Raw genomic sequence first — 22,304 nt, 5'->3', positions numbered from 1 at the left:
CTTTATTCATTTCCATTCACGTTCTCTATTTGATTTCCTTGTTCCTTCATCTTAGAGAATGCTCACTCGAAATAAAATGGACGTTCTGATTGGATATTGTCCCCCTTTTAGGCATGAAAAAAAGCGCCATCTTGTTCAGATGACACTTTTCGTAGACTCACTCTTCGAGTCCGAGACGCTGCGGCATATGCGGAGCGAGTTGTCTCGCCTCTTCCAACCGACCTGCCTCGACGAGCGTATGGAAATGTAAAAACTGTTCATGCGATGCATCACTGATGGCCGCCAAATAATCGACGTACCGATCGTAGACCGCTTTGTCTTCTGGGCGTGCCTCAATGAGTGCGATATACAGGCGAACCGTATCCTCACCGTAAAGAAGAGGGAACTCGTCGTTCAATTGAAGCAGTTTATCAATCGAATTGACATCGATCCCGTTCTCCTGGTCGTAATGCACGATGACTTGTTCAGCATGGTCTTCGAGACGACCACGCCACTCTTCATACTCTTCTTCGTTCGTCTCGAGCATCTCGAACCAATCTTCATTTAACATCTCTTCAATCTTGTTTACACGTTCTGTAAAATTCATTCGTTCTCTCCTCCTTCAAACGTCCATGTGACGTGTACTTCATATATACCCACGTTTTCTTCATTCATGGACAATTCGTATACGAACGTACACGACTCTTCGGACACGTCGAGGCGCGATGTCGTCGTGGCCATCGTCATCGACATATATGCATTCTTGTATAGGCTTTGCGTGAAGCGCCCTTCGATGAATGAATGGTTCATCTCAATCGGTCCTTTGCAGATGAGCGCCAACCGTTCTGGTGTGTACTTGATTGTCGTCGGGACTGGTCCGTCCTCTTGTTGCTGGTCAAACATGAGAATAAATCCAGTCTTCAATGGATAGTATAATCCATCCATCGTTAACTCAATCGCTTCTGGAATATCACTCATCCGTGTTGTTTGCTGGACACGCACGCGAAGTGGTTCAATCGCCATGCTCATCCCCCTTTCCGTCAACTCATCGTACCACATCTTCCACATATCGTTCTATTGACATTGCTTCGTCTTCACGTAGACAAAGTGATTCATCCACTCATCGTTTTCATAGATGAATCCTTCTCTTGTGCACTCGTACGACATTCCGACACGCTCTGTGAAATGGATGGATGCTTCATTGTCAAGATTGATATGTGTCTCGATACGCTAGAAAGACAACTCTAGAAAAAGACCGCAGGCAATGATGTACCCGCGGTCTCCCTATGAAAAGTCAAAAGGTTAGCTTACTTTATACACACGGCCTTCGAATGGTTTCAAATGAAGGAGTGTTGATTCAACATCGCCTTCAATCGGCATATTGCTCAAGACGACATTTTTCGCACGAAGTGTTTGATCCATGTCAAACATCGTCTCTTTCGCCGTCAAGTTCGTGACGACGAGGTATTGCGTCTCCCCGAGCGTACGCGTATAAGCATACACTTCCGAGTGATCCGGTAAGACGACGTCATACGAACCGTATACAAACGTCTCGTCACCTTTGCGAAGTTGAATCATCTCTTTATAGAAGTTGAAGATCGAGTCCTCGTCTTCAAGCTGCGATTCGACGTTGATGTCTGTATAGTTCGGATTGATCCCGAACCACGGCTTCTCCGCGAACGTGAACCCGGCATTCGGAGCATCACTCCACTGCATCGGTGTACGCGTGTTGTCGCGTGACGAATTCCACGTGATGCGCATCATTTCGTCATGGCTCTTCCCTTGTTCGACGCCGATATAGTAGCGATTGCGTGTCGCGATGTCATCGTATTGGTCAATCGACTCAAATTTGACGTTCGTCATCCCGATTTCTTGACCTTGATAGATAAACGGCGTCCCTTGCATGAGGAAGTACATCATCGCAATCGATTTCGCGCTCTCTTTCCAGTAACGCTCATCGTCTCCCCATTTTGAGACGGTACGCGTTTGGTCATGGTTTTCGACGTAAAGCGCGTTCCATCCGTCGGCTTCAAGTCCTTTTTGCCATTTCGTCAACACGTTCTTCAAGTGGACGACATCGAGTTTCGAATCGGCATTTTCACTCCATAGGTCCATGTGTTCGAATTGGAAGACCATGTTCATCTTCCCTTCTTTTTCACCGACCCAAAGGTGCGCATCGTCAGGGGATACACCGTTCGCTTCACCGACTGTCATGATGTCATGTTTATTGAACGTCTCGTCACGAAGCTCTTCTAAATAGTCGTGAATTCCGTCCACGTTCATGTGCATCTCGAACGACGGTACAAAGTCGAGGTCGTTCGGGTTTGGCAAGTCGGCGAACGTCGGATTCTTGCGAATGTGGCTGATTGCATCGACACGGAATCCGTCGATTCCTTTTTCGAGCCACCAGTTGATCATATCGTATACCGCTGTACGCATCTCAGGATTTTCCCAATTGAGGTCCGGCTGTTTCTTCGAGAAGACATGCAAGTAGTATTGCTCCGTCGTCTCATCGAATTCCCAAGCCGAGCCACCAAAGATCGATTCCCAGTTATTCGGCTTCGACCCGTCCGGTTTTCCGTCGCGCCAGATATACCAGTCGCGCTTCGGATTGTCTTTTGAGCTCTTCGATTCAATGAACCAAGGGTGCTCATCCGACGTATGGTTGACGACGAGGTCGAGCAACAGTTTCATACCGCGCTGATGCACTTCGTCCAATAAGCGGTCGAAGTCTTCCATCGTACCGAACTCGTCCATGATATCTTGATAGTCACTAATGTCATAACCGTTATCATCGTTTGGTGACTTATACATCGGACAAATCCAGATGACGTCAATGCCGAGGTCTTTCAAATAGTCGAGCTTATCAATGATTCCTTGGATGTCTCCGATTCCGTCTCCGTTCGCGTCGTAAAAACTGCGCGGATAAATCTGATAGGCGACGGCTTCTTTCCACCAGTTGCGTTTAAGCGTCTTTGTTTGTGTTTGTTGTTCTCGTTGTAAAAGTTGCATGTGATCTAGATACTCCTTATCCCAAAACTCACTGCTCTTCATATATAATCATCTTATCCGTGCTGTGAACTTTATATCAATTAGCGCAATCGTTTGCACGTTGCAATAAATTTATCTTACCAAAAAACATTCAATGATACAAAGATGTTTCATCAGCATACTTAACGTGTACCCTACATGATTTTGTAAAGAAATGAAAGCGAGGTGTTTTATCATGTTTCGACCTGCTACACTTCGGGATTTCCCAGCAATCGATCACTTAATTCTGAAGAAAGCGAAAGAGTTTCAAGTCGCCGGGAAGTCACAATGGGTCAAGTATTTAGAGCCGAGCCGCTCGGATTATGTACGACACGATTTAACGAAAGGGTCCGTGTTTGTATATGAACGTGACGCGCAAGTGGTCGGTTCGGTCAGTCTCATCCCACCGACCGATTGGGACCATAACCTATGGGAAAAACCGGACGATGCCGTTTACTTGCATCGACTCGTCACGGACTCACGTTTAAAGGGTGAGCGGATTGGAGAGAAATTAATGGAATATGCGCTCTCCCATTCACCATCAACGATTCGGTTAGACTGTGTTGCCGACAACACCTTCTTGAATGGGTACTATCCTCAGTTCGGTTTCCGTTACATCGGGGAACGGAACGGATTTTCGTTATTTGAAAAACGGGCTTGACCTTGACGTGACGTCAACGTTTACGCTGAAGCTAAGGAGGTGAAGGGATGTACACCATCCAACAACTCGCGGCACTCGCAGGGACGACGACACGAACGCTTCGACACTATGACGCGATTGGTCTTCTCGTTCCCGCTCGCGATGATAACGGTTACCGGCGTTACATGTCGAGCGACGCAGAACGGTTGCAACTTATCTTATTCTACCGAACACTCGATGTCCCCCTCGATCAAATCAGACAATTGCTTGATTCGACGACGTTCGACCGAGTCGAGGTGTTGAGTGAGCATATCGAGGCGTTACGACAGAAAGCGGCTTATTTTGCGAAGTTGGCGGAGACCGCTGAAGCGACCCTCACCTCACTAAAAGGAGGGATCCCGATGGAAGACAAATCATTGTTCAACGGATTGTCTTATGAAGAGATTCAAGCACATGAGGCAAAGCATCAAGATGAGGTAAAGGAGCGGTGGGGGGACAGTTCAGCTTACAAAACCACACAAGAACGGGCGGCGAAGCGCTCGAAAACGGACTGGGAGCGCATGAATCAGATGCACCTCGATTTGATTGCGCCACTCGTCGACCTGTTCCGCTCACAAGTCGCAATCGAGGATGAACGGGTTCAATCGATTGTCAGAGACAATCATTTGTTCATCGACACACACTTTTACGATTGTTCGCTCGACATGTTCAGTGGACTCGGACAGATGTATGTGGCGGATGAACGATTCACCGAATTTTATGACCGCTTCGAGCCAGGTCTTGCTGCCTATTACAACGAAGCCATCCAATATTATTGTATCGTCAACAGTTAAGTCCAAGCCTCAGGCTTGGACTTTGATTTGTCGGTGGTCTGTTTTCATACTATCCATCGTTTCGATGTGTCGACGTAACATCGGTAAGACCGTTGTCAATTGTAGGTAAGGATATGTGGCAAAATTGTCGGTCCCACCTTTATAGATGACCACTCGCTCGAGAACCCGCCATCCTTGTGTGGTCCATTGTTCAAGCGTCGTCTCACAGAACGAAGGCTGATGTTGAATCGCCCAATACGCTTGTAGCTGTCCTTCCGCCATTGATGGACGTATCGTGAGAATCGGACACGGCAATTGATTCAATCGACTCGGCTCAATCGGCCCTGTCTCATGGACAACAATTAACTCTGGGGCAAGTTTTTCAAGCCACATCATCGTCTTATCATCGTTCAATGATGACACATGAATGATATGGTGTGGTGGAATCGATAGATCATTTAACGGATACCGTTTTCTCACTTCTTGAATACGCTTTTGACTCGTCCAACGCATAAACGGTGTCGCCCACCGAATGTATTGATGGATAAGCCATTCCTTGAGAGACTGCGGTCGATGTTCGGTTGGCCCATCTTCTTGAATGACATGTGTTACTCCCAAATTACGAATAGCATGATATACAAAAATAGACGTATGATGATCACTAATCATGATCACAATGGGTCTAGTCATCTCCACATCCCTCCACACTTATCGCTTTCGATCCGTCACTTCTTGAATCCCAAGTTCATATAGAGCCCGCTTCCATGAACCAAAACGTCTTGACACTTTTGCCACACTCGGTTTATGAAATTGTTTCGCCCATTTTTGATAAGTAATCGCATTGAACGGGGTTAACACCCGATAGGCCTCATACAACGCTTGCACCATCTCCGCTTTCTCTTTCGCGGGTTGTACCGTGAAATGTTCTTCTTCTAAATGTTCGACCGCTTTTACAGCAAGACTCCATGACCCAAAGTGGGTAATAATATCACCTAATGAAGGGACGTTCCGACCAGCTGCCCATTGTTGATATTGACTGCTCGTTAACTTTCCTCCTTGTATCGATGCGAGCCGAAGCGCTTGTATAAAATCATGAGATTCATAACGCCTTGGTTCTAACAACCCTGACGCTTTCAAGGCACTTGTCCACGTCCCGTATACTTTCAAAATGTCTAGAAACGTGGGGGCGTCTCGATTTTGGCTCCATCGTTGATATTGTGTCACCGTGAGGGAGGGAGTCAGAGATGCAGCAGTTTGAAGCGCTTGAATGATCTCTGCTTCCTTCGTCATATATGTTCCTCCTTACACGCTTTTTTCTTTTATGAAAGAACGTGTATCAAGCACGGTTTGAATCACTTTTTGCTGTTCTCCAATCGTCATATTGGAGCTCGACGGTAAACAAATCCCGTTTTCAAATAATCGACGGCTGACATCTTCTCCATCGACTGTGACATATTCAGCATCTCGGTAGAGCGGCTGTAAATGCATTGGTTTCCACACAGGTCGTGATTCAATACCAGCCCCTGTTAAGTGTTGAATCAATTGATCACGGCTGACGACGTCTCGACCAAGTTGCATCGCAGTCAGCCAACGATTCGCACGCGAATACGGAACCTCTTGTTGGTACGTGACATCCATTTCTGAAAACATGCGTTCATATCGTTTAAAGACATTGCGTCGCGCACGTACCCGCTGTTCGATGACCTCTAACTGTCCACGACCGATACCTGCCGAGACATTACTTAAACGGTAGTTATAACCTACTTCCTCATGCTCATAGTGCAACTCATTCTCCCTTGCTTGTGTTGCGAGTTTTAACGCATGTTGACGTTGACTGTCAGAGCCGAGCAGTAGCATCCCTCCGCCTGATGTTGTGATAATTTTATTACCATTGAATGAATAAAAACCGATGTCTCCAATCGTACCGGTCATTAGACCTTGCCACGTCGAACCGAGTGACTCTGCGGCATCTTCAATCAACGGGACCTCAAATTCCTTACAAATTTGACGAATCTCACCGATTTTTGCGACCACCCCATATAGATGAACAACGATGACTGCTTTAGGTAATCGCCCTTTCGTAGCAGCTTGAACGAGTGCTTTCCGCAAAGCCTCCGGAGACATGTTCCACGTCTCATCTTCTGAGTCAATGAAGACCGGTGTTGCTCCGACGTAAAGGATTGGATTGACCGAAGCGACAAAAGTGAGTGTCTGACAAAAGACGAGATCGTTCTTCTCTATCCCGAGCGTCATCAAGGCAAGATGTAGCGCCGCCGTACCGGAGCTAGTTGCCAACATATGCGTATGATCGGTGTACTTTCCAAGTTCGTCTTCAAATGCGTTGACGTTCGGACCGAGTGGCGCAATCCAATTACTCGAGAACGCCTCCTCTACATAGATCATTTCTCGACCGGACATGTGCGGCTTTGATAATAGAATATTCATGTGCTCATGTCCTCCTTCATCATCGTTTGATAGGTGTCGTACCATTCAATCAATTCCTTCAACCCTTCATATAAGGATGTCCGAGGGTTAAAACCAGTCATAGCTTCTAGCGTAGGCAAATCTACTTCATGAAACACTTGATCACGAACCGGAAGCGTCAGGTTTACCGGATGATGCATCAAATATCCGACTTCAGTTAATAACGTTTGAACATGGACATAGTCGGAAGCGTTAATTCGAAACTGCCCAACGAGAGTCAAATCTGATTGAATGAGCCGTAGAACTCGAACGACTGTTTCAACCACATCATCGATATAAGAAGCTTTCACGATATCCGTTGCATAGTAACCAACCATACGATGACCTTGATCAATAGCGAGCACTGCTTTTGAGAACAACGTAGTCGAATCGTCCCAAGGGCCGTAAACATCTTCTGTCACGAGGTGCAGTGCCGACGAGGAATGTCGTGTATCTTCGATTGGAAGGTCGAAAGTGATGAACGATGGGGCGGACACCCTATTTTTTTGACTTCTGATCAATTGCTTCACCTGTTCAAAGCGCTCCATCTCCCTCCCTGTATAAACACTTGAAGGTCCCCCGCATAAGATGACGTGATTTGGCTCATACATCGTCATGACTTGACGCATATTCGGCCTGTGTGATGTATCTGTTCGAATGAGATGAAACATTGGGTGAGACAATACATAGAGTCGTTGCTTTGAGAGTTGATGTTTCGCTTGTCCTTCGTCATCGATCCCGATTACTTCGCAACCTTCTTTTAATAGACGTCGAGCAATATGAAATCCTTTAAACGTTGATACACCGACCACCATGACACGATTACTCATTGCACTCCCCCCTTTAATTTCCATCGGCGACGCGGATCCGCACTTGCTGGGCTGGGATGAATTCAAATCCACTTGCAAAGATTCGTTGCAAATCTCCATCAATATCATCGCTGTTCGCAACAAAAAGTAAGGCATCAGTCAGTGCTGCACTATTGTCTCTAAAGTGTTCGACTAACCGCAAAATAGGAGTCGCTGATGTGAATGGACGCGTGCAACCGACAAAGATTTTAGGGAAAATATTTGCCTCTGGGTCCAGTTCATTGGTAGCCAGTAACTCTTCGTATAATTTTTCGCCTGGACGGATGCCCGTCACTTCAATCGGAATTTGATCGGTGGTAAATCCACTGAGTTCAATCATTTTCTTGGCCAAGTCGATGATTTTTACCGGATTGCCCATATCAAGCACGAAAATTTCACCGCCTCGTGACAACACACTCGCTTGAATAACGAGTCGACTCGCCTCAGGAATCGTCATAAAGTAACGTGTCATCTCTGGGTCGGTTACGGTGACAGGACCGCCTCGTACAATTTGCTCTTTAAAAAGTGGGACGACGGACCCACGACTACCGAGTACGTTACCAAACCGAACGACCGCGAAGATCGTCTCGCTCGATCGTGATTTTTCTTGAACAATCATTTCTGCGATCCGCTTTGTCGACCCCATGACGTTCGTCGGATTCACCGCCTTGTCGGTTGAAACCATCACGAATCGATCAACTCGATATTTGGAGGCAACATCAACCATATTTTTCGTTCCATACACGTTGTTTTTGACGGCTTCTAACGGATTGTCTTGCATTAATGGGACGTGTTTATGAGCCGCTGCATGGTACACAATTTCAGGACGATACGTCTGAAAAACATACTCGAGGCGCTCTATGTCCTGCACGTCTCCGATGACCGGATGAAGCTTCGTCTCAAGTCCAAGACCGCTCAGTTCTTTTTCGATTAAATAAATACTGTTTTCACCATGTCCGAGAAGAATCATCTCGGCTGGTTTGAACTTGATCAATTGACGGCAAAGTTCTGAGCCGATTGACCCCCCAGCTCCAGTCACTAGAACGGTTGCGCCTTCTACATGTTTCGAGATACCAGAAATATCGAGTTGGACGGGCTCACGTCCCAACAAGTCTTCAATCTTCACTTCGCGGATTTCGTTGATTGAAACATTTCCAGTCGCAAGTTCCGATATCATCGGTAACGCGTGGGATTCAACGCCTGTCTTCTCAATTCGTTTTAACAACTCGATTCGTCTTGTGTACGACAAGCTAGGAATCGAGAGAATCACAACTTCAATTCCTTGATCTTCGATGATTCGTTCTAATTCATCCGTCGTTCCAAGAATCGGAACACCATGAACGTATAACGACTCAAGCATCGAATCGTCATCGAGTATGCCCACTACGTGAAGTACTGTTGTTCGATACTCCTTCAATTCACGCACGATGAGTTGACCTGAGTTCCCGGCTCCGATGATGAGTGTTTTTCGACCTTGGGGAGAAGCATGTAGTTTAAACGTATGCAGAACATGGTTTCGTGCTAGTACACGAGTAAACAGAATGAAGTTAAACGCAAGCAAGCCTTGAACGGCAATCATTACCCCAAGTCCGCGCCCAAATTGAATTTGATTGTAAGCGAATAAAATCAAGTCACTGCTAATCAACGCAATCGTCACTTGTTTCATTTCATGAATGGATGCGTAACGCCAATCGATTCGGTGAATTTTCAAAAGCATTCCGACGAACATAAAACTGATCATCTTGATGAATACCATCAGCATCAAATCGTAATTCGTTGCCGTATAAGGCATCACTCTCGAGAACAAAATATCAAACGTCATGTATAACACGATTGAAACGATTGCAATGTCGACACAGAAAAATAGTAAGTTTCTACGATTTCTCCGATATACGCTAACGAGTGTAGCCATCGTTTACTGCACCTCCAAATGTCTAAGTTGTTTGATCTTGTTGGGTCATGGATTGTGCGAAGAATACGTTGATGATAGTAAACTACCCGAGTCGTTGTAACAAATTTAAGGATAATTCGAGCTTTTTGTTATTAATGAAATCGCTGTAACAAATAAGTTTACAAAGTTATTCTCACTATTTCATTCACATAATGAATAATTTCCCACCTAACGGGAATGGAAAGAATAAACCAAATAAAATTGGGTGTTGTTGACAACTGTGTTTTGATTGAAAAGGAGGTACCTGCAACGCATCGCTGTTCACTTCTGTACGACCGTTCTGACAACATACATGTTCATTCACACCAAGAGACCTTCTAAGACGCCTGCTAGCGTCCCTACAAAAGGAGAGACACCAAGATGAAAAAATGGACACGACCTCAAATCGTACAAGCTTTGCAACTCGCTGCCCAAGAATACTCAGAACTCGATTCCAAACAATACAGTGTTTGGTCACATGACAAAAATGTCCCTTCCCTTTCTACTGTCATTCACCAATTCGGATCGTGGCGTGAAGCTCTCGTTGCCGCACAAATTAAGCTCTCGTTCCATTATTATTCAGACGAAGATATTCTACTCGCATTAAACAAAGCTGCAGAAGAACTCGCTCTGTTCACGAGTCAAACGTACCGAGAATGGTCAAAAGTGACGCGTTCTCCTTCCCTCACACTTATCAGTAGTCGTTTTGGTTCATGGTCGAATGCACTTCGAGAGGCCAAACTTCAAACGACGGCCGCTAAAAATAGTGAAGAACGAATCATTCAAGCCTTGATTGAAGCGTCTGAAGAGCTCGAACGTTTAACGTCACAACACTATGCAGTGTGGGCACAAGAACGTGGCTATCCGACAGTCGCCACAATTGCCCGGAAGTACGGTTCTTGGAGCTATGCACTTTTTGTGTTGGACATCGCTCCACCAAAAAGAAAATGGGATGAAGAGGATGTCATTGAAGCGTTGCGTCTTGCGAAAAAAGAATTATCCCACTTCAGTATCCTCCATTACCGAAAATGGGCTGAAGGACGGAACGTGCCGAGTACGTCTACGATTAATGTCCTATTCGGAAGCTGGACTGCCGCTCTCAAATGCATGGAGACACAAAAGATTACGCAATAATCTAAGATGAGACATGAAAAAGCGCCGACTAATAAGTCAGCGCTTTTTCATGTGACGATTGCGATATACATTGGTATTCCGATTAATAAGTTGAACGGGAAGGTGATTGCGAGAGACAAGGTCAAATAGAAGGATGGTTTCGCTTCTGGGACCGAGGCTTGTAGCATCGCTGGAGCAGCAATGTATGACCCACTCGCCGCAAGTGTCATCAGAAGAATCGTCCCTCCATCGGACAGACCAGCGACTCCTGCTGCGACAAAGCCGACAAGTGCTCCAATCAACGGGAAGAGTGTTCCCATGATGACGAACTTCAATCCGTACGTCGACACCGTCTTTAACTGATGTCCGACTTTGACGCCTAACCCTAATAAAAAGAGGAGCAACACCCCTGGAAACAAGTCTACAAAGAATGGCTTGAGCGGAGTTGCGTCTGGTGTCACGAGTCCTACGACAAGACCTGCAAGCATCAACAGAATACTCTTTGAGAATAAGCTATCCCGTAGCACAGACAATGAGTTTGTTTTGCTGGATGTCGCCGTGATGCCCAAAACTTGTGTCTGATTATATAGCAGTAACGCCACAATCAAACCTGGGATTTCGAGGACAACGACCAGTGTCGTCATGAACGGCTCATATCCAATCCCGAGTCGCTCAAGTTGCGTCGATGCAGCCACATATGTCACGAGTGAAACGGAACCGAACGTCGCAGCCATCGCAATTCGTTCATGGAATGAAAAGTTGAGCATTCCTCCGACGAAAAACGCGAGAATCGGCAGTGAAATTCCAATCAAAAGCGTCACGATCAGCGGTAACGCAATCTCCTCAAAAGATACCGAGGCGAGTCCCATGCCACCCTTTAGCCCAATGGCGAGTAGTAAGTAAATGTTTAGCGTCGTGCTCAGCGAATCGGGAATCTTGAGATTTGATTTTCCGACTGCGGCGATGACCCCCGTCACAAACAGAAGCACCGGGGCGCTCGTCAATAAAAATAAAAACAATTCCATACGTCTTCCTCCTTGGCGACAAAAAAGCGCACACCTAAATAGGCGTGCGCTGTATGCCGACGGCTCGAACAATCGCTCCGTCAGGCCGACAACTGTCGGTTATTAAATTGGTCAGTAGCTCCGTAACAAGATTTCGAACAACACGCTTCATGATGACTCGTCCAGTCGCTCCTATATACGTCTCTGACTCTCATTTTAAAAAGTCATGTTCCCGTTGTCAATCGGTTTGATCCCAAGGCGCGTCCAAACGAAACACAATCAGACGCTCTCCCGTTTTCGTACTGATGTCCGTATGGAGAGAGACGATCGAGCGACCAAGTACTTGCTCGACGATGGACTCGAGTTGAGTGCGTCCCGCTTCGACAAGATTGTTGCGGTATTTCTTTAATTGTTCGCGACCTGACGACTTGGTGGCCAAATCATACTCGGCCGGCGTCAACACCCCTTGGAGTGTGACGATGGCGAGGTCTCGAAGCAGGTCTGCCTTACACGTCAATGATCCGCGACCCAGGTATTCTTTCTCCCATTGGGTGATGCGGGCGCTCAGTTCCATTTCCAGCTGACCTTTTTTCCGCATTTACTTCACGAATCCAATCATCATCTCGCGAAGAATCTTAGCCGCCGCGATGGCCGTCATATCCGACTGATCATATGCCGGTGATACTTCGACAAGGTCCGCTCCGATGATGTCGAGGTCCGCATTTGCGATGGCGTGTACCGCTTCTAACAATTCTTTCGTCGAGATGCCACCGATTTCTTGTGTGCCCGTACCTGGTGCTGCCGATGGATCTAAGACATCGATATCGATGGTGACATATACTTTTTTCCCAGCGAGTGTCGGCAAGACGCGCTTGAGTGGCTCGACCACCTCAAACTGGTGCATATTGTAGCCAACTTCACGTGCCCATTCGAACTCTTCTTTCATCCCTGAACGAATCCCGAACGAGTAACAGTTCGATGGTCCAATCAAGTTTGCCGCCTTTTTAAGTGGAGTCGAGTGCGAGAGTGGCTCGCCTTCATACTCATCCCGAAGGTCCGTATGCGCATCCAAGTGGATGATGACGAAGTCGTCACCATATACGTCGTGCATCGCTTTGATAATCGGCCATGTGACGAGGTGTTCGCCACCCATTCCGAGTGGGAACTTGCCCGCCTTGACGACATCTTTGACGAATGCTTCGATGAGGTCGAGCGACTTTGGTGCGTTCCCGAACGGAAGTGGGATGTCTCCTGCGTCGTACACCGCAGCATCAGCCAAGTCACCGTCTAAATATGGGCTGTATTCTTCAAGGCCGATCGACACTTCACGAATCCGGTTCGGACCGAAACGCGAGCCCGGACGGAAACTGACCGTCCAGTCCATCGGCATCCCGTAAAGAACGGTCTTCGCCTCTGTCACCTCTGGGAGACTGGCGATAAACACTTTACCTGAATAGGCTTCATCGAAACGTTTGATCATTTTGTCAAATCCTCCACGAATTTTGGAAGGACGAACGCTGCATTGTGAAGCTTCGGTGTATAGTATTTTGTTTCGATGTCATGGAAACGCTCCGCTGATACTTGTTCAGGGTCGTACTTCTTCGAACCGATTGTGAACGTCCACATGCCGCTCGGGTACGTTGGAACATTTGCCGTGTACAATTTCGTGATCGGGAAGATTTCCTTCACGTCACGTTGAACCGTTTGGATAAGTTCTGGTGTGAACCATGGGTTATCCGTCTGTGCGACAAAGATGCCATCCTCTTTGAGCGCCTTCGAAATCCCTGCATAGAACCCTTTTGTGAAGAGGTTCGCTGCTGGTCCGACCGGTTCTGTCGAGTCGACCATAATGACGTCGTACTCGTTTTCAGACTTAGCGATATGCATGAACCCGTCACCGACGATGACTTCCACGCGTGGGTTATCCAGTTCACCTGCGATATTTGGTAAGTATTTCTTCGAATATTCAATGACTTTCCCGTCGATATCAACGAGAACAGCTTTTTCCACTGATGGGTGTTTCATAATTTCACGAATAACACCGCCGTCTCCCCCACCGACAACCAGTACATGTTTTGGATTCGGGTGTGTAAAGAGTGGGACGTGTGCGACCATCTCGTGATAGACGAATTCGTCCTTATCCGTCGTCATGACCATCCCGTCAAGTAACAACATCGTTCCGAACTCGTCCGTTTCGACCATTTCTAGTCGTTGAAACTCCGTTTGTTCGCTCTCATAAACGTGGTTTACACGGAACGTGATTCCGTAATCTTCTGTTTGGTGCTCCGTAAACCATAATTTTAATTTTTGGTCCATCGATAGAACCCCTTTCTGTTCAAAAAGTTGTTCGTATGCGAGTGGCGTTTTGAGGCGCTTCTTATTCATACGATAGGAAGTATACAAAACCTGTACCCATTTTGCACGATTTTTTTGCGAAATGTATCTTGAATGTGAGTTTTTTGTGAGACGTAGCCGATATACTGAATGAACTAATTTTGAATGGAAAGGTGGAATACTATGTGGTCACCCTGTGCTTCCTGTAACACAACGGTTCCTTTAATTTCTCAAGGGGAACTCATCACAAAAACGAAAGAATATTCTTATACATCATTCGAAGAATTAGATGCACTTCTGATGCACGTTGAGGGTACCGTATACTGTGTCGACAATCAATCGAACAGTCAAACGCCTCCACTCGAGGTCGAGGTGTTACGCGATCAACTCGCGCATCGTCATATCATTGATCAAATTCAGCACGGAACGTTTGAGAGCCACCTTCAACCGATTATCTTCCTCGATTCTAAGGAAACGTTCGGGTATGAGGCACTTCTCCGTAGTGGTGCTTCTATTTCACCCGGTGATCTGTTCCGAACGGCCAACCGGTTTGGGTTGCATTCGAAGCTCGATCAACGTGCTCGCGCCGAGGCGATTAAAGCGACGTTCGAAGCCGTCGCTCCACATCAAAAGACGTTTATCAACTTTTTACCATCGACGATTTATAATCCGGACTATTGTTTACAACATACGTTCGATATCATCGATCGATATGGACTCAGCCCAGACCGCTTTATATTCGAAGTCGTAGAGACGGAGAAAGTACATGACGTCGATCATCTTCAACACGTTTTTTCAACGTATAAACAACGGGGGATGAAAGTCGCATTAGATGATGTCGGTGCAGGTTTCTCTACCATCGATATGTTGAAACGACTCGAACCAGACTATGTCAAAATCGACCGCTCTTATATTTCATTTTGTGATGAAGATGCCGAGAAGCGGTCCTTCCTCAAAAAAGTACGAACTTTGACCAATTCGATGGGAATCACGCTTCTTGCCGAGGGCATAGAGCGTCTAGAGGAGGCAGATGTCTGTCGTGAGCTCGGATTCGATTTGGCACAAGGGTATTTCTTTGGAAAACCGGCACCTGCGAATAAGCACACCTTTGAAATTGCATAAGTAAACTTCTTAACGAGGAGTGTAGGCATCGACCTTGTCGAAACCCTGCACTCTTTTCGTTTTTCTATGATGAGTAAATGTCTGCCGCCCATTCCTTCCTCTTTATTTCATTAATTTTTAGGTTTCGGTCAGAGGTGTTCAGGAGATAGCATAATTATAGAAGATTGATGCGGGCGAAAGAGGTGAATATGTAGATGAAATCATGGATTGTCAGTGGCTATGCGATTGTACTCGGAATTATCATCGGCTTAGTGAGTTGGCTCTTCTTATCCGTCGTCTATAAAGGGATTCATTTTGTATGGCATACGGTCCCTGAACAATTTGATGTTCGGTTGTATCTATTCCTCGTCCCGGTCCTCGCCGGGGTGTTGATCGGTCTTTTGCAACACCGTTATGGTCGGATGCCGCGCCTCATGCCAGAAGTATTAGAAGAACGGAAAGGGACCGGCCGTATTGACTACCGCTTGATCGGGTTCACGACATTGACCGCTTTACTCGTCCTCATCGGAGGGGCAAGTTTAGGACCTGAAGCGGCACTCGTCGGCATCGTCGGGGGGCTCACGACATGGTTCTCAGAGCGCATCCGCTACGTGCGCCAAGAATTAGGTGAATTACAAGAAGTCGGTCATGCGGTCGTTCTCGGGATTGTCTTCAACGCGCCACTCTTCGGCGCGATTGCGGCTGAGGAAACTGAGCGAAAGAAACAACCGATGCTGAACCTTCTTGCTACACTCGCTGGAATCGGAACGTTCTATCTACTCAATCAACTCGACGAACGCCCACCGTTTATCATTAAATTCCCAGCGATTGAAAGCGTCCAAATCGATTGGTCAATTTTATTGATTGTCCTTGGCGGTATGATTCTCGGATGGCTCTACTTAGTCAGTGAACATACATTAATGCGACTTTTTTCAAACATTCCTATTTTATTGCTCACTACGCTTGGCGGCATCGGGATCGGGGGAATGGCTCTCCTCTATCCAGACTTACTCTTCTCTGGTGAAGAAACAATCCTTGAGTACGTAGATGAGTGGCAACTCATCCCGCTATACACACTTCTCCTTTACAGTGTGTTAAAACTGCTCTTTACGGCATTCTGCCTAGCTACCGGTTGGCGTGGCGGTCATATATACCCACTTCTTTTTTCTTCGTTCACTCTTGGCTATTTTTTCAGCCTCTTATTTGAGGTTGATATGACATTTTCCGTCGTTCTCACGACGAGTGCCTTACTTGCGACAGCGATGCGACAACCGTTGGCGATTATCGTACTACTCGTACTCTTTTTTCCACCGAATAGTTGGCTTTATATATTTGCGGTCGTAGCAATCGTTTCCAAAATCCCACTGCCGTCATTTATGCACTCTCCAGTGAAAGCTTGATTTTAGAAATAGGAAAAAGGGGAATAGATGAATAGTTATGCAGTCTCTCGAAAGGAGGAACGGTTGTGAGCGAATACGAAATGGCCATTGAAAACCTAATTGACGCAGTTAGCTCAGATTGGATTAGCATTATTCTAGCTATTTTAGTCGTGATTATGGGGATTGTCGTCTTCGTTTATGTCGTCATGACAATCGTCGACATGTTTTTATCCAAAGATATCGTCTGGGGAATCGTTGAAGTCATCGCTCTATTCGTCGGACTAGCCGTGTTATTGTCCGTCTTCTATTACTGGAATCGGAATCGGACAAAAGCACAGTTCGGTCTCTTCCTCGTCTTGTTCTCTCTCGCAGTGAATGTGTACTTCTTTGTCCGTTACGCGGATGAAATCAACGCTGTTCTGAACAGCGTGTACTAAAAACGAGGGGATGCATCCCCTCGTTTTCATCGTTTCTGGAAAGGTGGTGTTTCGTTTGAAACGTCGTGTCATTCAATTGATGATTATGGTCATCAGTGTCATTTTGCTAGTCAGTCTCTTTTTTTGGCTGGATATCCTTATACCTGTTTTAATCGGCATCGCCATCGTCGCACCGCTTGTCGTCGGTTGGCAGATTCTATTTGACCAAGTACAGCCCCAAGGAAAGCTCGCCTGGTTACTTACCGTGTTCTTCATCCCGTTCATCGGTGTGTTGGCGTGGGTCATGTTCGGACGCACTCCACGTCGTCATCGACGCTTTAAACGGACGTCATCTGAAATTCGGATGCTAAGACAAGCAATCGAGAGCGAAAAAATCGAGACCTCACCTGAGATCGTGTCCGCCTATCCGTTGACACGAACACTCGAAAAGTTAGGTGCGACCGGTGCGAACGGACATACCTCGACGAAGCTTCTCGTCAATGGTGAATCGAAATTTGAGGCTTTGTTAGAAGTCATCAACAATGCAACAGATCATATTCATATTCAGTACTATCTATTTCGAACGGATGAGATTTCTTTGAAAGTCCGAGATGCACTCATCCAAAAATCAAATGAAGACGTGACCGTTCGTTTTTTGTATGACGGACTCGGTAGTCAAGAAATCGGAGAAGACTTCATTCAACCGTTACGTGAATCACGCGTTCACGTCCAGGCGTTCGACCCGGTCTTACACCCCTATCTCGTCTTCAACGCGAACTTCCGAAATCACCAAAAACTGATTGTCGTGGACGGTCAAATCGCTTTGACCGGTGGATTAAACGTAGGAGACGAATATCTCGGTAAAAATGAGAAGTTAGGCTTTTGGCGAGATACCCATTTACACCTTGAGGGACCACTCGTCCGAGAACTCCAACAGCTCTTCGTTGAGAATTGGTTATATGCGGGTCAAGGTACGATGGATGAGACATGGGACTTGTTCGCAGACGAAGAACATCTATCTCGGTATTTTGTGAATGAACCGAAAGGACAAAACGGCGCGACGCAACTTCTCGTCACGTCACCCGGGAAAGATGTCACGATTCGTGATGGACTCATGCGCTTGCTCATGGAGGCTAAAGAGTCCATCTGGCTCACGACCCCTTATCTCGTTCCACCACCTGAACTGTTGGCGATTCTCGAGGTCGCCGGTCGTAGCGGGATTGATGTAAGAATCGTCGTACCGGGGAAAGGCGATGAATGGTTCAGTTTTCATGCTTCCGAATATTATTTCGAACAGCTGATTAAGCGAAACATTAAAATTTATAAATATAATCGACATTTCATCCATGCGAAAACGCTTCTGATTGATGGCAAGGTTGCCCTTGTCGGATCGGCCAACTTTGATTTTCGAAGCATGTTTCTCAACCATGAGATGACGATTGCCCAATTCGATACGACATCCATACAAGAGCTTCACAACACCTTTTTAAAGGATTTTGAAGAATCGATTTTGATTGACTGGACCATGTTACGAAAAAAGACGACGAGGAAACGTTTCGTCGAGGCGTTTTGTCATATCTTTTCGCCACTCCTTTGACGCATTCGCCAAACGAGGTATGAAATGGCGACGAGTCCGACTAAAAACAACTGCCATCCCATTGTCAACTGCATGGCAGCTGTCACGGCAAGTCCTTCGATGATCAAAGCGGGCACTTTTCCAATCGTACTCGCGACCGCGAACGATGTGAGTGTCATACGACTGAACGCTGCCGATAACGTAACAAGACCAGACGGGACGAACGGCATGAAACGCATCCCGAGAACGAGAAACCATGCTTCGGCTCCTCCAGACTCACGAAGTCGCTGAAACCGGCCACTGTCCGGGGACGTATAGCGATGCAGTGCTTTTCGGTAAAGAATGAAGCTCACGATGGCGCCGATCGCCTCCCCGATAATCGATACGAGTATGCCCGGTACGAGACCGAGGACGCTCACATTGATGGCTGTTAGAAAAGCACTCGGTAGGACACCGGCGACCGCGATTACACTATTCAGTAAAATACTGATAATCAAAAATAAAGGGAGCGGGAGCAATTCCCATTCCATAACGATCACTCTTTCTATGCACAAAATAAGGACCATGACATGTCGTCATGGTCCTTCACTATATCATAGTGATGAAGAAGACGTTGCGCCTGCTTCATCCCACGAGTCTTCGTCGACTGGTGGTAAATGTTTTTCTTCCAATTTTGAAACGACGACCGCACATGCCGCATCCCCCGTGATGTTGACTGATGTGCGAAGCATATCGAGAATACGGTCGACCCCGATAATGAGGGCGATTCCCTCTACCGGTAAGTTGACCGACTGAAGGACGAGGGCAAGCATGACGAGCCCGACTCCTGGCACACCTGCTGTCCCAATGGATGCGAGGACCGCTGTGATGACGACCGTCAACAACTGAGTCATCGTTAAATCAGAAGCAAATACTTGTGCGATGAAAATCGTCGCAACCCCTTGCATGATTGCCGTCCCGTCCATGTTGACCGTTGCCCCGAGTGGTTGCACGAATGAAGAAATTGAACGCGGGACACCAAGTTTTCTTTGTGCCACTTCCATAGAAACAGGAAGGGTCGCGTTTGATGAAGACGTCGAGAAGGCGAACGTCATCGCTTCATAGAAGTTTTTGAAGAAGAATACAGGACTCATCTTCCCGATGAAGTAAACGGCTGCTCCGTATACAATGGTTGCATGTAAGAATAGCGTCAAGACGACGGCAATCATATACCATGCCATCGCAACGACCGCATCGAGACCGATGCCTCCAATCGCAGAAGCAATCAATGCGAAAGCGCCGTATGGTGCGAGCTTCATGACAAGATGAATCAAATACATCATGATACGATCACCTTGTTTGATGAATTGACGCCACGTCTTCGCCTTATCCCCGAGAGCAATTAATGCAAATCCAATCAATGCCGCAAAGACGATGATTTGAAGCATGTTTCCTTCAGCGAGTGCCGTAATCGGATTTGTCGGAATCATATTGACGAATGTCTGTACGATATTTGACGATTCCTCGGTCGCTGTTGATTCAAATTCAAGACCTGTTGTTTGGAAGTCCCCACGCTCCCCTGGCTGTAAGACAGATGCGACACCCATCGCTAACATGATGGCGAGTGCTGTCGTCGTCAAAAAGAATAAAATCGATTTCGTCCCGACTCGGCCTAACTCTTTCGGATCCCCGAGACCCATGACACCTAAAATAATCGAGAAGAAGACAATCGGTACGACTAACATTTTAATCAAATTCAAGAAAATCGTTCCGACCGGAGATAAAATATATGGATTCACAGTTTCATAAATATTATCCGGCAATCCCGCCAATCCTAGACCAACTACAACACCTAGCGCGAGACCGATTAAGATTTTTTTCGTTTCGCTCATCGTATCACCCTTTCTTTTTTTCACAATGTAGTCAGTATATCATAATACTGAATTTTCATACAATTACAAATGAATATCTCTTCAGTTACAAAATTCCCTTTTAATACCAAAAAGTCGAAACAAAAAAGATTGGAGACGAAAATTCGTCCAATCTTTTTACTCAGCGATTAAGCGCTCGAGCTCTGCATGAAGTTCAGTCGACTGTTCCCAAATCTCGGGGCGATGTTCCTGTAAGAAATTTGCTAATACGTCTCGGGACGGAGCGTCCATCATCTCGATTAAAATCCGACCCTTCAACGACTTGTCCATCTGATTGACGTGATATGGCAATAATTTATAGCCGCGTCTCGCTTCTAAGTCAACCAACATATCACATGCCGCAATTCCACCGTAGTAAAAGCCTTCTGGTTTTCGACCGACTGTGACCCACACAATCCAGTACAGTTTCCCGTTCGGTACCGCCTCCCGGTCCGTCAAAAACTTAATGCGTTTCTCAATGGCAGACTTCGCATGCATTGCGCCCATGTCGATTGTCGCTGTGCCCGTCTCGACATCGATAATCACCGGGGACATGTTATTTAAACTAAGCGAACCGACACCAAAACCACCATGCCCGTCCGTTGCATCGTCTGAAATAATATTAAAATTAATGTCTTTCATGTTCCACCCTCCCTCTCTACTGTACACAATGATATAGGATTGTGGCAATCATGAGTCACACCCAGTCGATTTGAAAGCGTCCGCCTGGACCGATTTGTTGAATCAGTGAACGGTCTTCTTCGATGACTCTTCCGATGACATTGACTCGTTCATCTGCCGATAAATTCTGCTTCGTCACTTGTAATTCTCCTGCATATCGACCGTAACGTTCATTGTCGATCGTGATACTGCCAATCAGCCTTTCTTCTGTGTATCGCGGTTGAATCCGTTGATTTCCGGGTCTACCGTAAGCACGAGACTCAACGGAACGAAGGACATCACGGGCAGGGTCCATCCGATTCGTGTGACGGGTCGGAAGAGAATCATCACGATCCCGTGCAGTCGCTCGAAGGACGATGATTCCCTCATCGTACGCCTGAAACTGTCGCATCGTCGTATCTGATACATACGGGTCGCCAATCAAGATACGATCGACTGTCGTTTGCAAATCGACATAACACGAAAAAGGAGACTTGTGACGATGCGCTTCGAGTGTCGGTAACGTCTCATGAAGGGGACCACGCAACCGCTCTTCTCCAGGGATGAACGCTTGTATCTTGATTCCTTGTGACCGGAGCCAAAGGTTTTTTTCATCAAACCATGTACGCTCGAGCCCTGTTTCCGGACGAGGATAAAAATTATGCCACGCTTCTACGCGTTCTCGTTGTAATCCGTGCCGAAGCATCTCTTCGAGTTCTTTTTCTGTGAGCGTACTCGCATTCAATGCAACCATCATCTGTTTCGATAAAGCAGCGACTTGTTTCGGCGTAACGCCATAATCGACTCGTAATCCCGTGATGCCCCAATCTAAAAGCGTATGCGCATCGTCCCAGTCCTTGCCGAGCGCCTGTAGAGAAGACGGGGCAATATCTGCTACGAGTTCCATATCGAGGCGTCTTGCCAACGCACCTAACTGCTGGAGTCGTTCCGTATAGGTTTTCGGGTCGTCTTCTGGAATATGAAGCGACGTGAAGATGCTCGTAAACCCTACCTCTCGCATATGTTCCATCCAATCAATTAATTCAGGTGACAGTTCCTCGCTCAAGTAAATTGAAATTCCTCTCATACCCATCACTCCTTACCAAAAGTAGAGAAAAAGATGACTCGCT

23 protein-coding genes are annotated in these 22,304 nt (G+C 46.6%); 7 read left to right on the top strand and 16 right to left on the bottom strand.

The window, feature by feature from the left end; all coding sequences use genetic code 11:
- Positions 1–157: 157 nt before the first annotated feature.
- From P400_RS0104475 to P400_RS0104465, 3 genes are all read right to left on the bottom strand, one after another.
- On the bottom strand, positions 158–586 hold the full coding sequence (locus tag P400_RS0104475; protein WP_026825050.1) for a hypothetical protein: 429 nt from the start codon (positions 584–586) through the stop codon (positions 158–160).
- Positions 583–1,002: a DUF1934 domain-containing protein gene (locus P400_RS0104470; protein WP_026825049.1), complete on the bottom strand. Its 420-nt coding sequence runs from the start codon at positions 1,000–1,002 to the stop codon at positions 583–585. Before P400_RS0104470 ends, P400_RS0104475 begins: the two co-directional genes overlap by 4 nt.
- Before the next feature lie 279 nt (positions 1,003–1,281).
- On the bottom strand, positions 1,282–2,991 hold the full coding sequence (locus tag P400_RS0104465) for a glycoside hydrolase family 13 protein (protein WP_026825048.1): 1,710 nt from the start codon (positions 2,989–2,991) through the stop codon (positions 1,282–1,284).
- A gap of 214 nt (positions 2,992–3,205) precedes the next feature.
- On the opposite strand from P400_RS0104465, the gene P400_RS0104460 reads away from it, so the two are divergent.
- Complete coding sequence (locus P400_RS0104460) at positions 3,206–3,670, top strand: GNAT family N-acetyltransferase (protein ID WP_026825047.1); 465 nt, start codon at positions 3,206–3,208, stop codon at positions 3,668–3,670.
- Positions 3,671–3,717: 47 nt separating this feature from the next.
- A complete protein-coding gene (locus P400_RS0104455) occupies positions 3,718–4,482 on the top strand; it encodes a MerR family transcriptional regulator (RefSeq protein ID WP_026825046.1) in 765 nt (254 codons plus the stop codon).
- 9 nt (positions 4,483–4,491) lie between these two features.
- On the opposite strand, the gene P400_RS0104450 is transcribed toward P400_RS0104455, so the two are convergent.
- From P400_RS0104450 to P400_RS0104430, 5 genes are read right to left on the bottom strand one after another with little or no spacing between them, the layout of a single operon-like run.
- On the bottom strand, positions 4,492–5,151 hold the full coding sequence (locus P400_RS0104450; RefSeq protein WP_026825045.1) for a hypothetical protein: 660 nt from the start codon (positions 5,149–5,151) through the stop codon (positions 4,492–4,494).
- A gap of 18 nt (positions 5,152–5,169) precedes the next feature.
- Entirely contained in the window at positions 5,170–5,751 is a 582-nt protein-coding gene (locus tag P400_RS0104445) for a hypothetical protein (RefSeq protein WP_026825044.1), read from the bottom strand.
- 12 nt (positions 5,752–5,763) lie between these two features.
- Positions 5,764–6,906 carry an aminotransferase class I/II-fold pyridoxal phosphate-dependent enzyme gene (locus P400_RS0104440; protein WP_026825043.1) on the bottom strand — a complete coding sequence of 381 codons (1,143 nt, stop codon included), beginning with the start codon at positions 6,904–6,906 and terminating at the stop codon, positions 5,764–5,766.
- Positions 6,903–7,754 (bottom strand): NAD-dependent epimerase/dehydratase family protein, encoded by an 852-nt coding sequence (locus tag P400_RS0104435; protein ID WP_026825042.1) that lies wholly within the window; start codon positions 7,752–7,754, stop codon positions 6,903–6,905. The genes P400_RS0104440 and P400_RS0104435 overlap by 4 nt, the downstream gene beginning before the upstream one ends.
- A gap of 13 nt (positions 7,755–7,767) precedes the next feature.
- Entirely contained in the window at positions 7,768–9,684 is a 1,917-nt protein-coding gene (locus tag P400_RS0104430) for a polysaccharide biosynthesis protein (protein ID WP_026825041.1), read from the bottom strand.
- Positions 9,685–10,083: 399 nt separating this feature from the next.
- On the opposite strand from P400_RS0104430, the gene P400_RS0104425 reads away from it, so the two are divergent.
- Positions 10,084–10,836, top strand: coding sequence for a homing endonuclease associated repeat-containing protein (locus P400_RS0104425; protein WP_026825040.1), 753 nt, complete (start codon positions 10,084–10,086; stop codon positions 10,834–10,836).
- A gap of 47 nt (positions 10,837–10,883) precedes the next feature.
- On the opposite strand, the gene P400_RS0104420 is transcribed toward P400_RS0104425, so the two are convergent.
- The 4 genes from P400_RS0104420 to speE form a co-directional block, all read right to left on the bottom strand.
- On the bottom strand, positions 10,884–11,840 hold the full coding sequence (locus P400_RS0104420; protein ID WP_026825039.1) for a sodium-dependent bicarbonate transport family permease: 957 nt from the start codon (positions 11,838–11,840) through the stop codon (positions 10,884–10,886).
- Positions 11,841–12,057: 217 nt separating this feature from the next.
- On the bottom strand, positions 12,058–12,417 hold the full coding sequence (locus tag P400_RS0104415) for a DUF2294 domain-containing protein (protein WP_026825038.1): 360 nt from the start codon (positions 12,415–12,417) through the stop codon (positions 12,058–12,060).
- Positions 12,418–13,299: an agmatinase gene (gene speB / locus P400_RS0104410; protein WP_026825037.1), complete on the bottom strand. Its 882-nt coding sequence runs from the start codon at positions 13,297–13,299 to the stop codon at positions 12,418–12,420.
- A complete protein-coding gene (speE, locus tag P400_RS0104405) occupies positions 13,296–14,135 on the bottom strand; it encodes a polyamine aminopropyltransferase (RefSeq protein ID WP_012727429.1) in 840 nt (279 codons plus the stop codon). Before speE ends, speB begins: the two co-directional genes overlap by 4 nt.
- 201 nt (positions 14,136–14,336) lie before the next feature.
- Here speE and P400_RS0104400 point away from each other — a divergent pair, with 201 nt between their 5' ends.
- From P400_RS0104400 to cls, 4 genes are all read left to right on the top strand, one after another.
- Positions 14,337–15,275, top strand: coding sequence for an EAL domain-containing protein (locus P400_RS0104400; protein ID WP_026825036.1), 939 nt, complete (start codon positions 14,337–14,339; stop codon positions 15,273–15,275).
- 194 nt (positions 15,276–15,469) lie between these two features.
- Positions 15,470–16,654, top strand: a complete 1,185-nt coding sequence (locus P400_RS0104395; RefSeq protein WP_034770837.1) for a chloride channel protein — start codon at positions 15,470–15,472, stop codon at positions 16,652–16,654.
- A 65-nt stretch (positions 16,655–16,719) separates the two neighbouring features.
- Entirely contained in the window at positions 16,720–17,070 is a 351-nt protein-coding gene (locus P400_RS0104390) for a hypothetical protein (RefSeq protein ID WP_026825034.1), read from the top strand.
- Positions 17,071–17,116: 46 nt separating this feature from the next.
- Complete coding sequence (gene cls, locus P400_RS0104385) at positions 17,117–18,646, top strand: cardiolipin synthase (protein WP_235181823.1); 1,530 nt, start codon at positions 17,117–17,119, stop codon at positions 18,644–18,646.
- On the opposite strand, the gene P400_RS0104380 is transcribed toward cls, so the two are convergent.
- The 4 genes from P400_RS0104380 to P400_RS0104365 all read right to left on the bottom strand — a co-directional run bounded on the left by P400_RS0104380 (position 18,622) and on the right by P400_RS0104365 (position 22,261).
- On the bottom strand, positions 18,622–19,155 hold the full coding sequence (locus P400_RS0104380) for a TVP38/TMEM64 family protein (RefSeq protein WP_235181822.1): 534 nt from the start codon (positions 19,153–19,155) through the stop codon (positions 18,622–18,624). The genes cls and P400_RS0104380 overlap by 25 nt on opposite strands.
- A gap of 63 nt (positions 19,156–19,218) precedes the next feature.
- Positions 19,219–20,496 carry a dicarboxylate/amino acid:cation symporter gene (locus tag P400_RS0104375; RefSeq protein ID WP_026825031.1) on the bottom strand — a complete coding sequence of 426 codons (1,278 nt, stop codon included), beginning with the start codon at positions 20,494–20,496 and terminating at the stop codon, positions 19,219–19,221.
- A 156-nt stretch (positions 20,497–20,652) separates the two neighbouring features.
- A complete protein-coding gene (locus tag P400_RS0104370; RefSeq protein ID WP_026825030.1) occupies positions 20,653–21,156 on the bottom strand; it encodes a YwhD family protein in 504 nt (167 codons plus the stop codon).
- Between the two features lie 55 nt (positions 21,157–21,211).
- Positions 21,212–22,261: a DUF871 domain-containing protein gene (locus P400_RS0104365; RefSeq protein WP_026825029.1), complete on the bottom strand. Its 1,050-nt coding sequence runs from the start codon at positions 22,259–22,261 to the stop codon at positions 21,212–21,214.
- Between the last annotated feature and the right edge of the window lie 43 nt (positions 22,262–22,304).

Source organism: Exiguobacterium marinum DSM 16307, from assembly GCF_000620845.1.
Classification (GTDB): Bacteria; Bacillota; Bacilli; order Exiguobacteriales; family Exiguobacteriaceae; genus Exiguobacterium; species Exiguobacterium marinum.
The sequence above is the reverse complement of the archived record's forward strand: the minus strand, read 5'-3'. Positions and strand labels throughout refer to the sequence as shown.

Excerpts from the sequence above, each read along its gene's own strand:
- P400_RS0104450 (WP_026825045.1), bottom strand. The coding sequence starts at position 5,151 with ATGACTAGACCCATTGTGATCATGATTAGTGATCATCATACGTCTATT.
- P400_RS0104425 (WP_026825040.1), top strand. The coding sequence starts at position 10,084 with ATGAAAAAATGGACACGACCTCAAATCGTACAAGCTTTGCAACTCGCT.
- speB (WP_026825037.1), bottom strand. The coding sequence starts at position 13,299 with ATGATCAAACGTTTCGATGAAGCCTATTCAGGTAAAGTGTTTATCGCC.
- P400_RS0104430 (WP_026825041.1), bottom strand. The coding sequence starts at position 9,684 with ATGGCTACACTCGTTAGCGTATATCGGAGAAATCGTAGAAACTTACTA.
- P400_RS0104435 (WP_026825042.1), bottom strand. The coding sequence starts at position 7,754 with ATGAGTAATCGTGTCATGGTGGTCGGTGTATCAACGTTTAAAGGATTT.
- P400_RS0104415 (WP_026825038.1), bottom strand. The coding sequence starts at position 12,417 with ATGCGGAAAAAAGGTCAGCTGGAAATGGAACTGAGCGCCCGCATCACC.
- P400_RS0104455 (WP_026825046.1), top strand. The coding sequence starts at position 3,718 with ATGTACACCATCCAACAACTCGCGGCACTCGCAGGGACGACGACACGA.
- P400_RS0104465 (WP_026825048.1), bottom strand. The coding sequence starts at position 2,991 with ATGCAACTTTTACAACGAGAACAACAAACACAAACAAAGACGCTTAAA.
- P400_RS0104460 (WP_026825047.1), top strand. The coding sequence starts at position 3,206 with ATGTTTCGACCTGCTACACTTCGGGATTTCCCAGCAATCGATCACTTA.
- P400_RS0104420 (WP_026825039.1), bottom strand. The coding sequence starts at position 11,840 with ATGGAATTGTTTTTATTTTTATTGACGAGCGCCCCGGTGCTTCTGTTT.
- P400_RS0104445 (WP_026825044.1), bottom strand. The coding sequence starts at position 5,751 with ATGACGAAGGAAGCAGAGATCATTCAAGCGCTTCAAACTGCTGCATCT.
- P400_RS0104400 (WP_026825036.1), top strand. The coding sequence starts at position 14,337 with ATGTGGTCACCCTGTGCTTCCTGTAACACAACGGTTCCTTTAATTTCT.
- speE (WP_012727429.1), bottom strand. The coding sequence starts at position 14,135 with ATGGACCAAAAATTAAAATTATGGTTTACGGAGCACCAAACAGAAGAT.
- P400_RS0104380 (WP_235181822.1), bottom strand. The coding sequence starts at position 19,155 with ATGGAATGGGAATTGCTCCCGCTCCCTTTATTTTTGATTATCAGTATT.
- P400_RS0104470 (WP_026825049.1), bottom strand. The coding sequence starts at position 1,002 with ATGGCGATTGAACCACTTCGCGTGCGTGTCCAGCAAACAACACGGATG.
- P400_RS0104440 (WP_026825043.1), bottom strand. The coding sequence starts at position 6,906 with ATGAATATTCTATTATCAAAGCCGCACATGTCCGGTCGAGAAATGATC.
- P400_RS0104365 (WP_026825029.1), bottom strand. The coding sequence starts at position 22,261 with ATGAGAGGAATTTCAATTTACTTGAGCGAGGAACTGTCACCTGAATTA.
- P400_RS0104370 (WP_026825030.1), bottom strand. The coding sequence starts at position 21,156 with ATGAAAGACATTAATTTTAATATTATTTCAGACGATGCAACGGACGGG.
- P400_RS0104395 (WP_034770837.1), top strand. The coding sequence starts at position 15,470 with ATGAAATCATGGATTGTCAGTGGCTATGCGATTGTACTCGGAATTATC.
- P400_RS0104475 (WP_026825050.1), bottom strand. The coding sequence starts at position 586 with ATGAATTTTACAGAACGTGTAAACAAGATTGAAGAGATGTTAAATGAA.
- P400_RS0104375 (WP_026825031.1), bottom strand. The coding sequence starts at position 20,496 with ATGAGCGAAACGAAAAAAATCTTAATCGGTCTCGCGCTAGGTGTTGTA.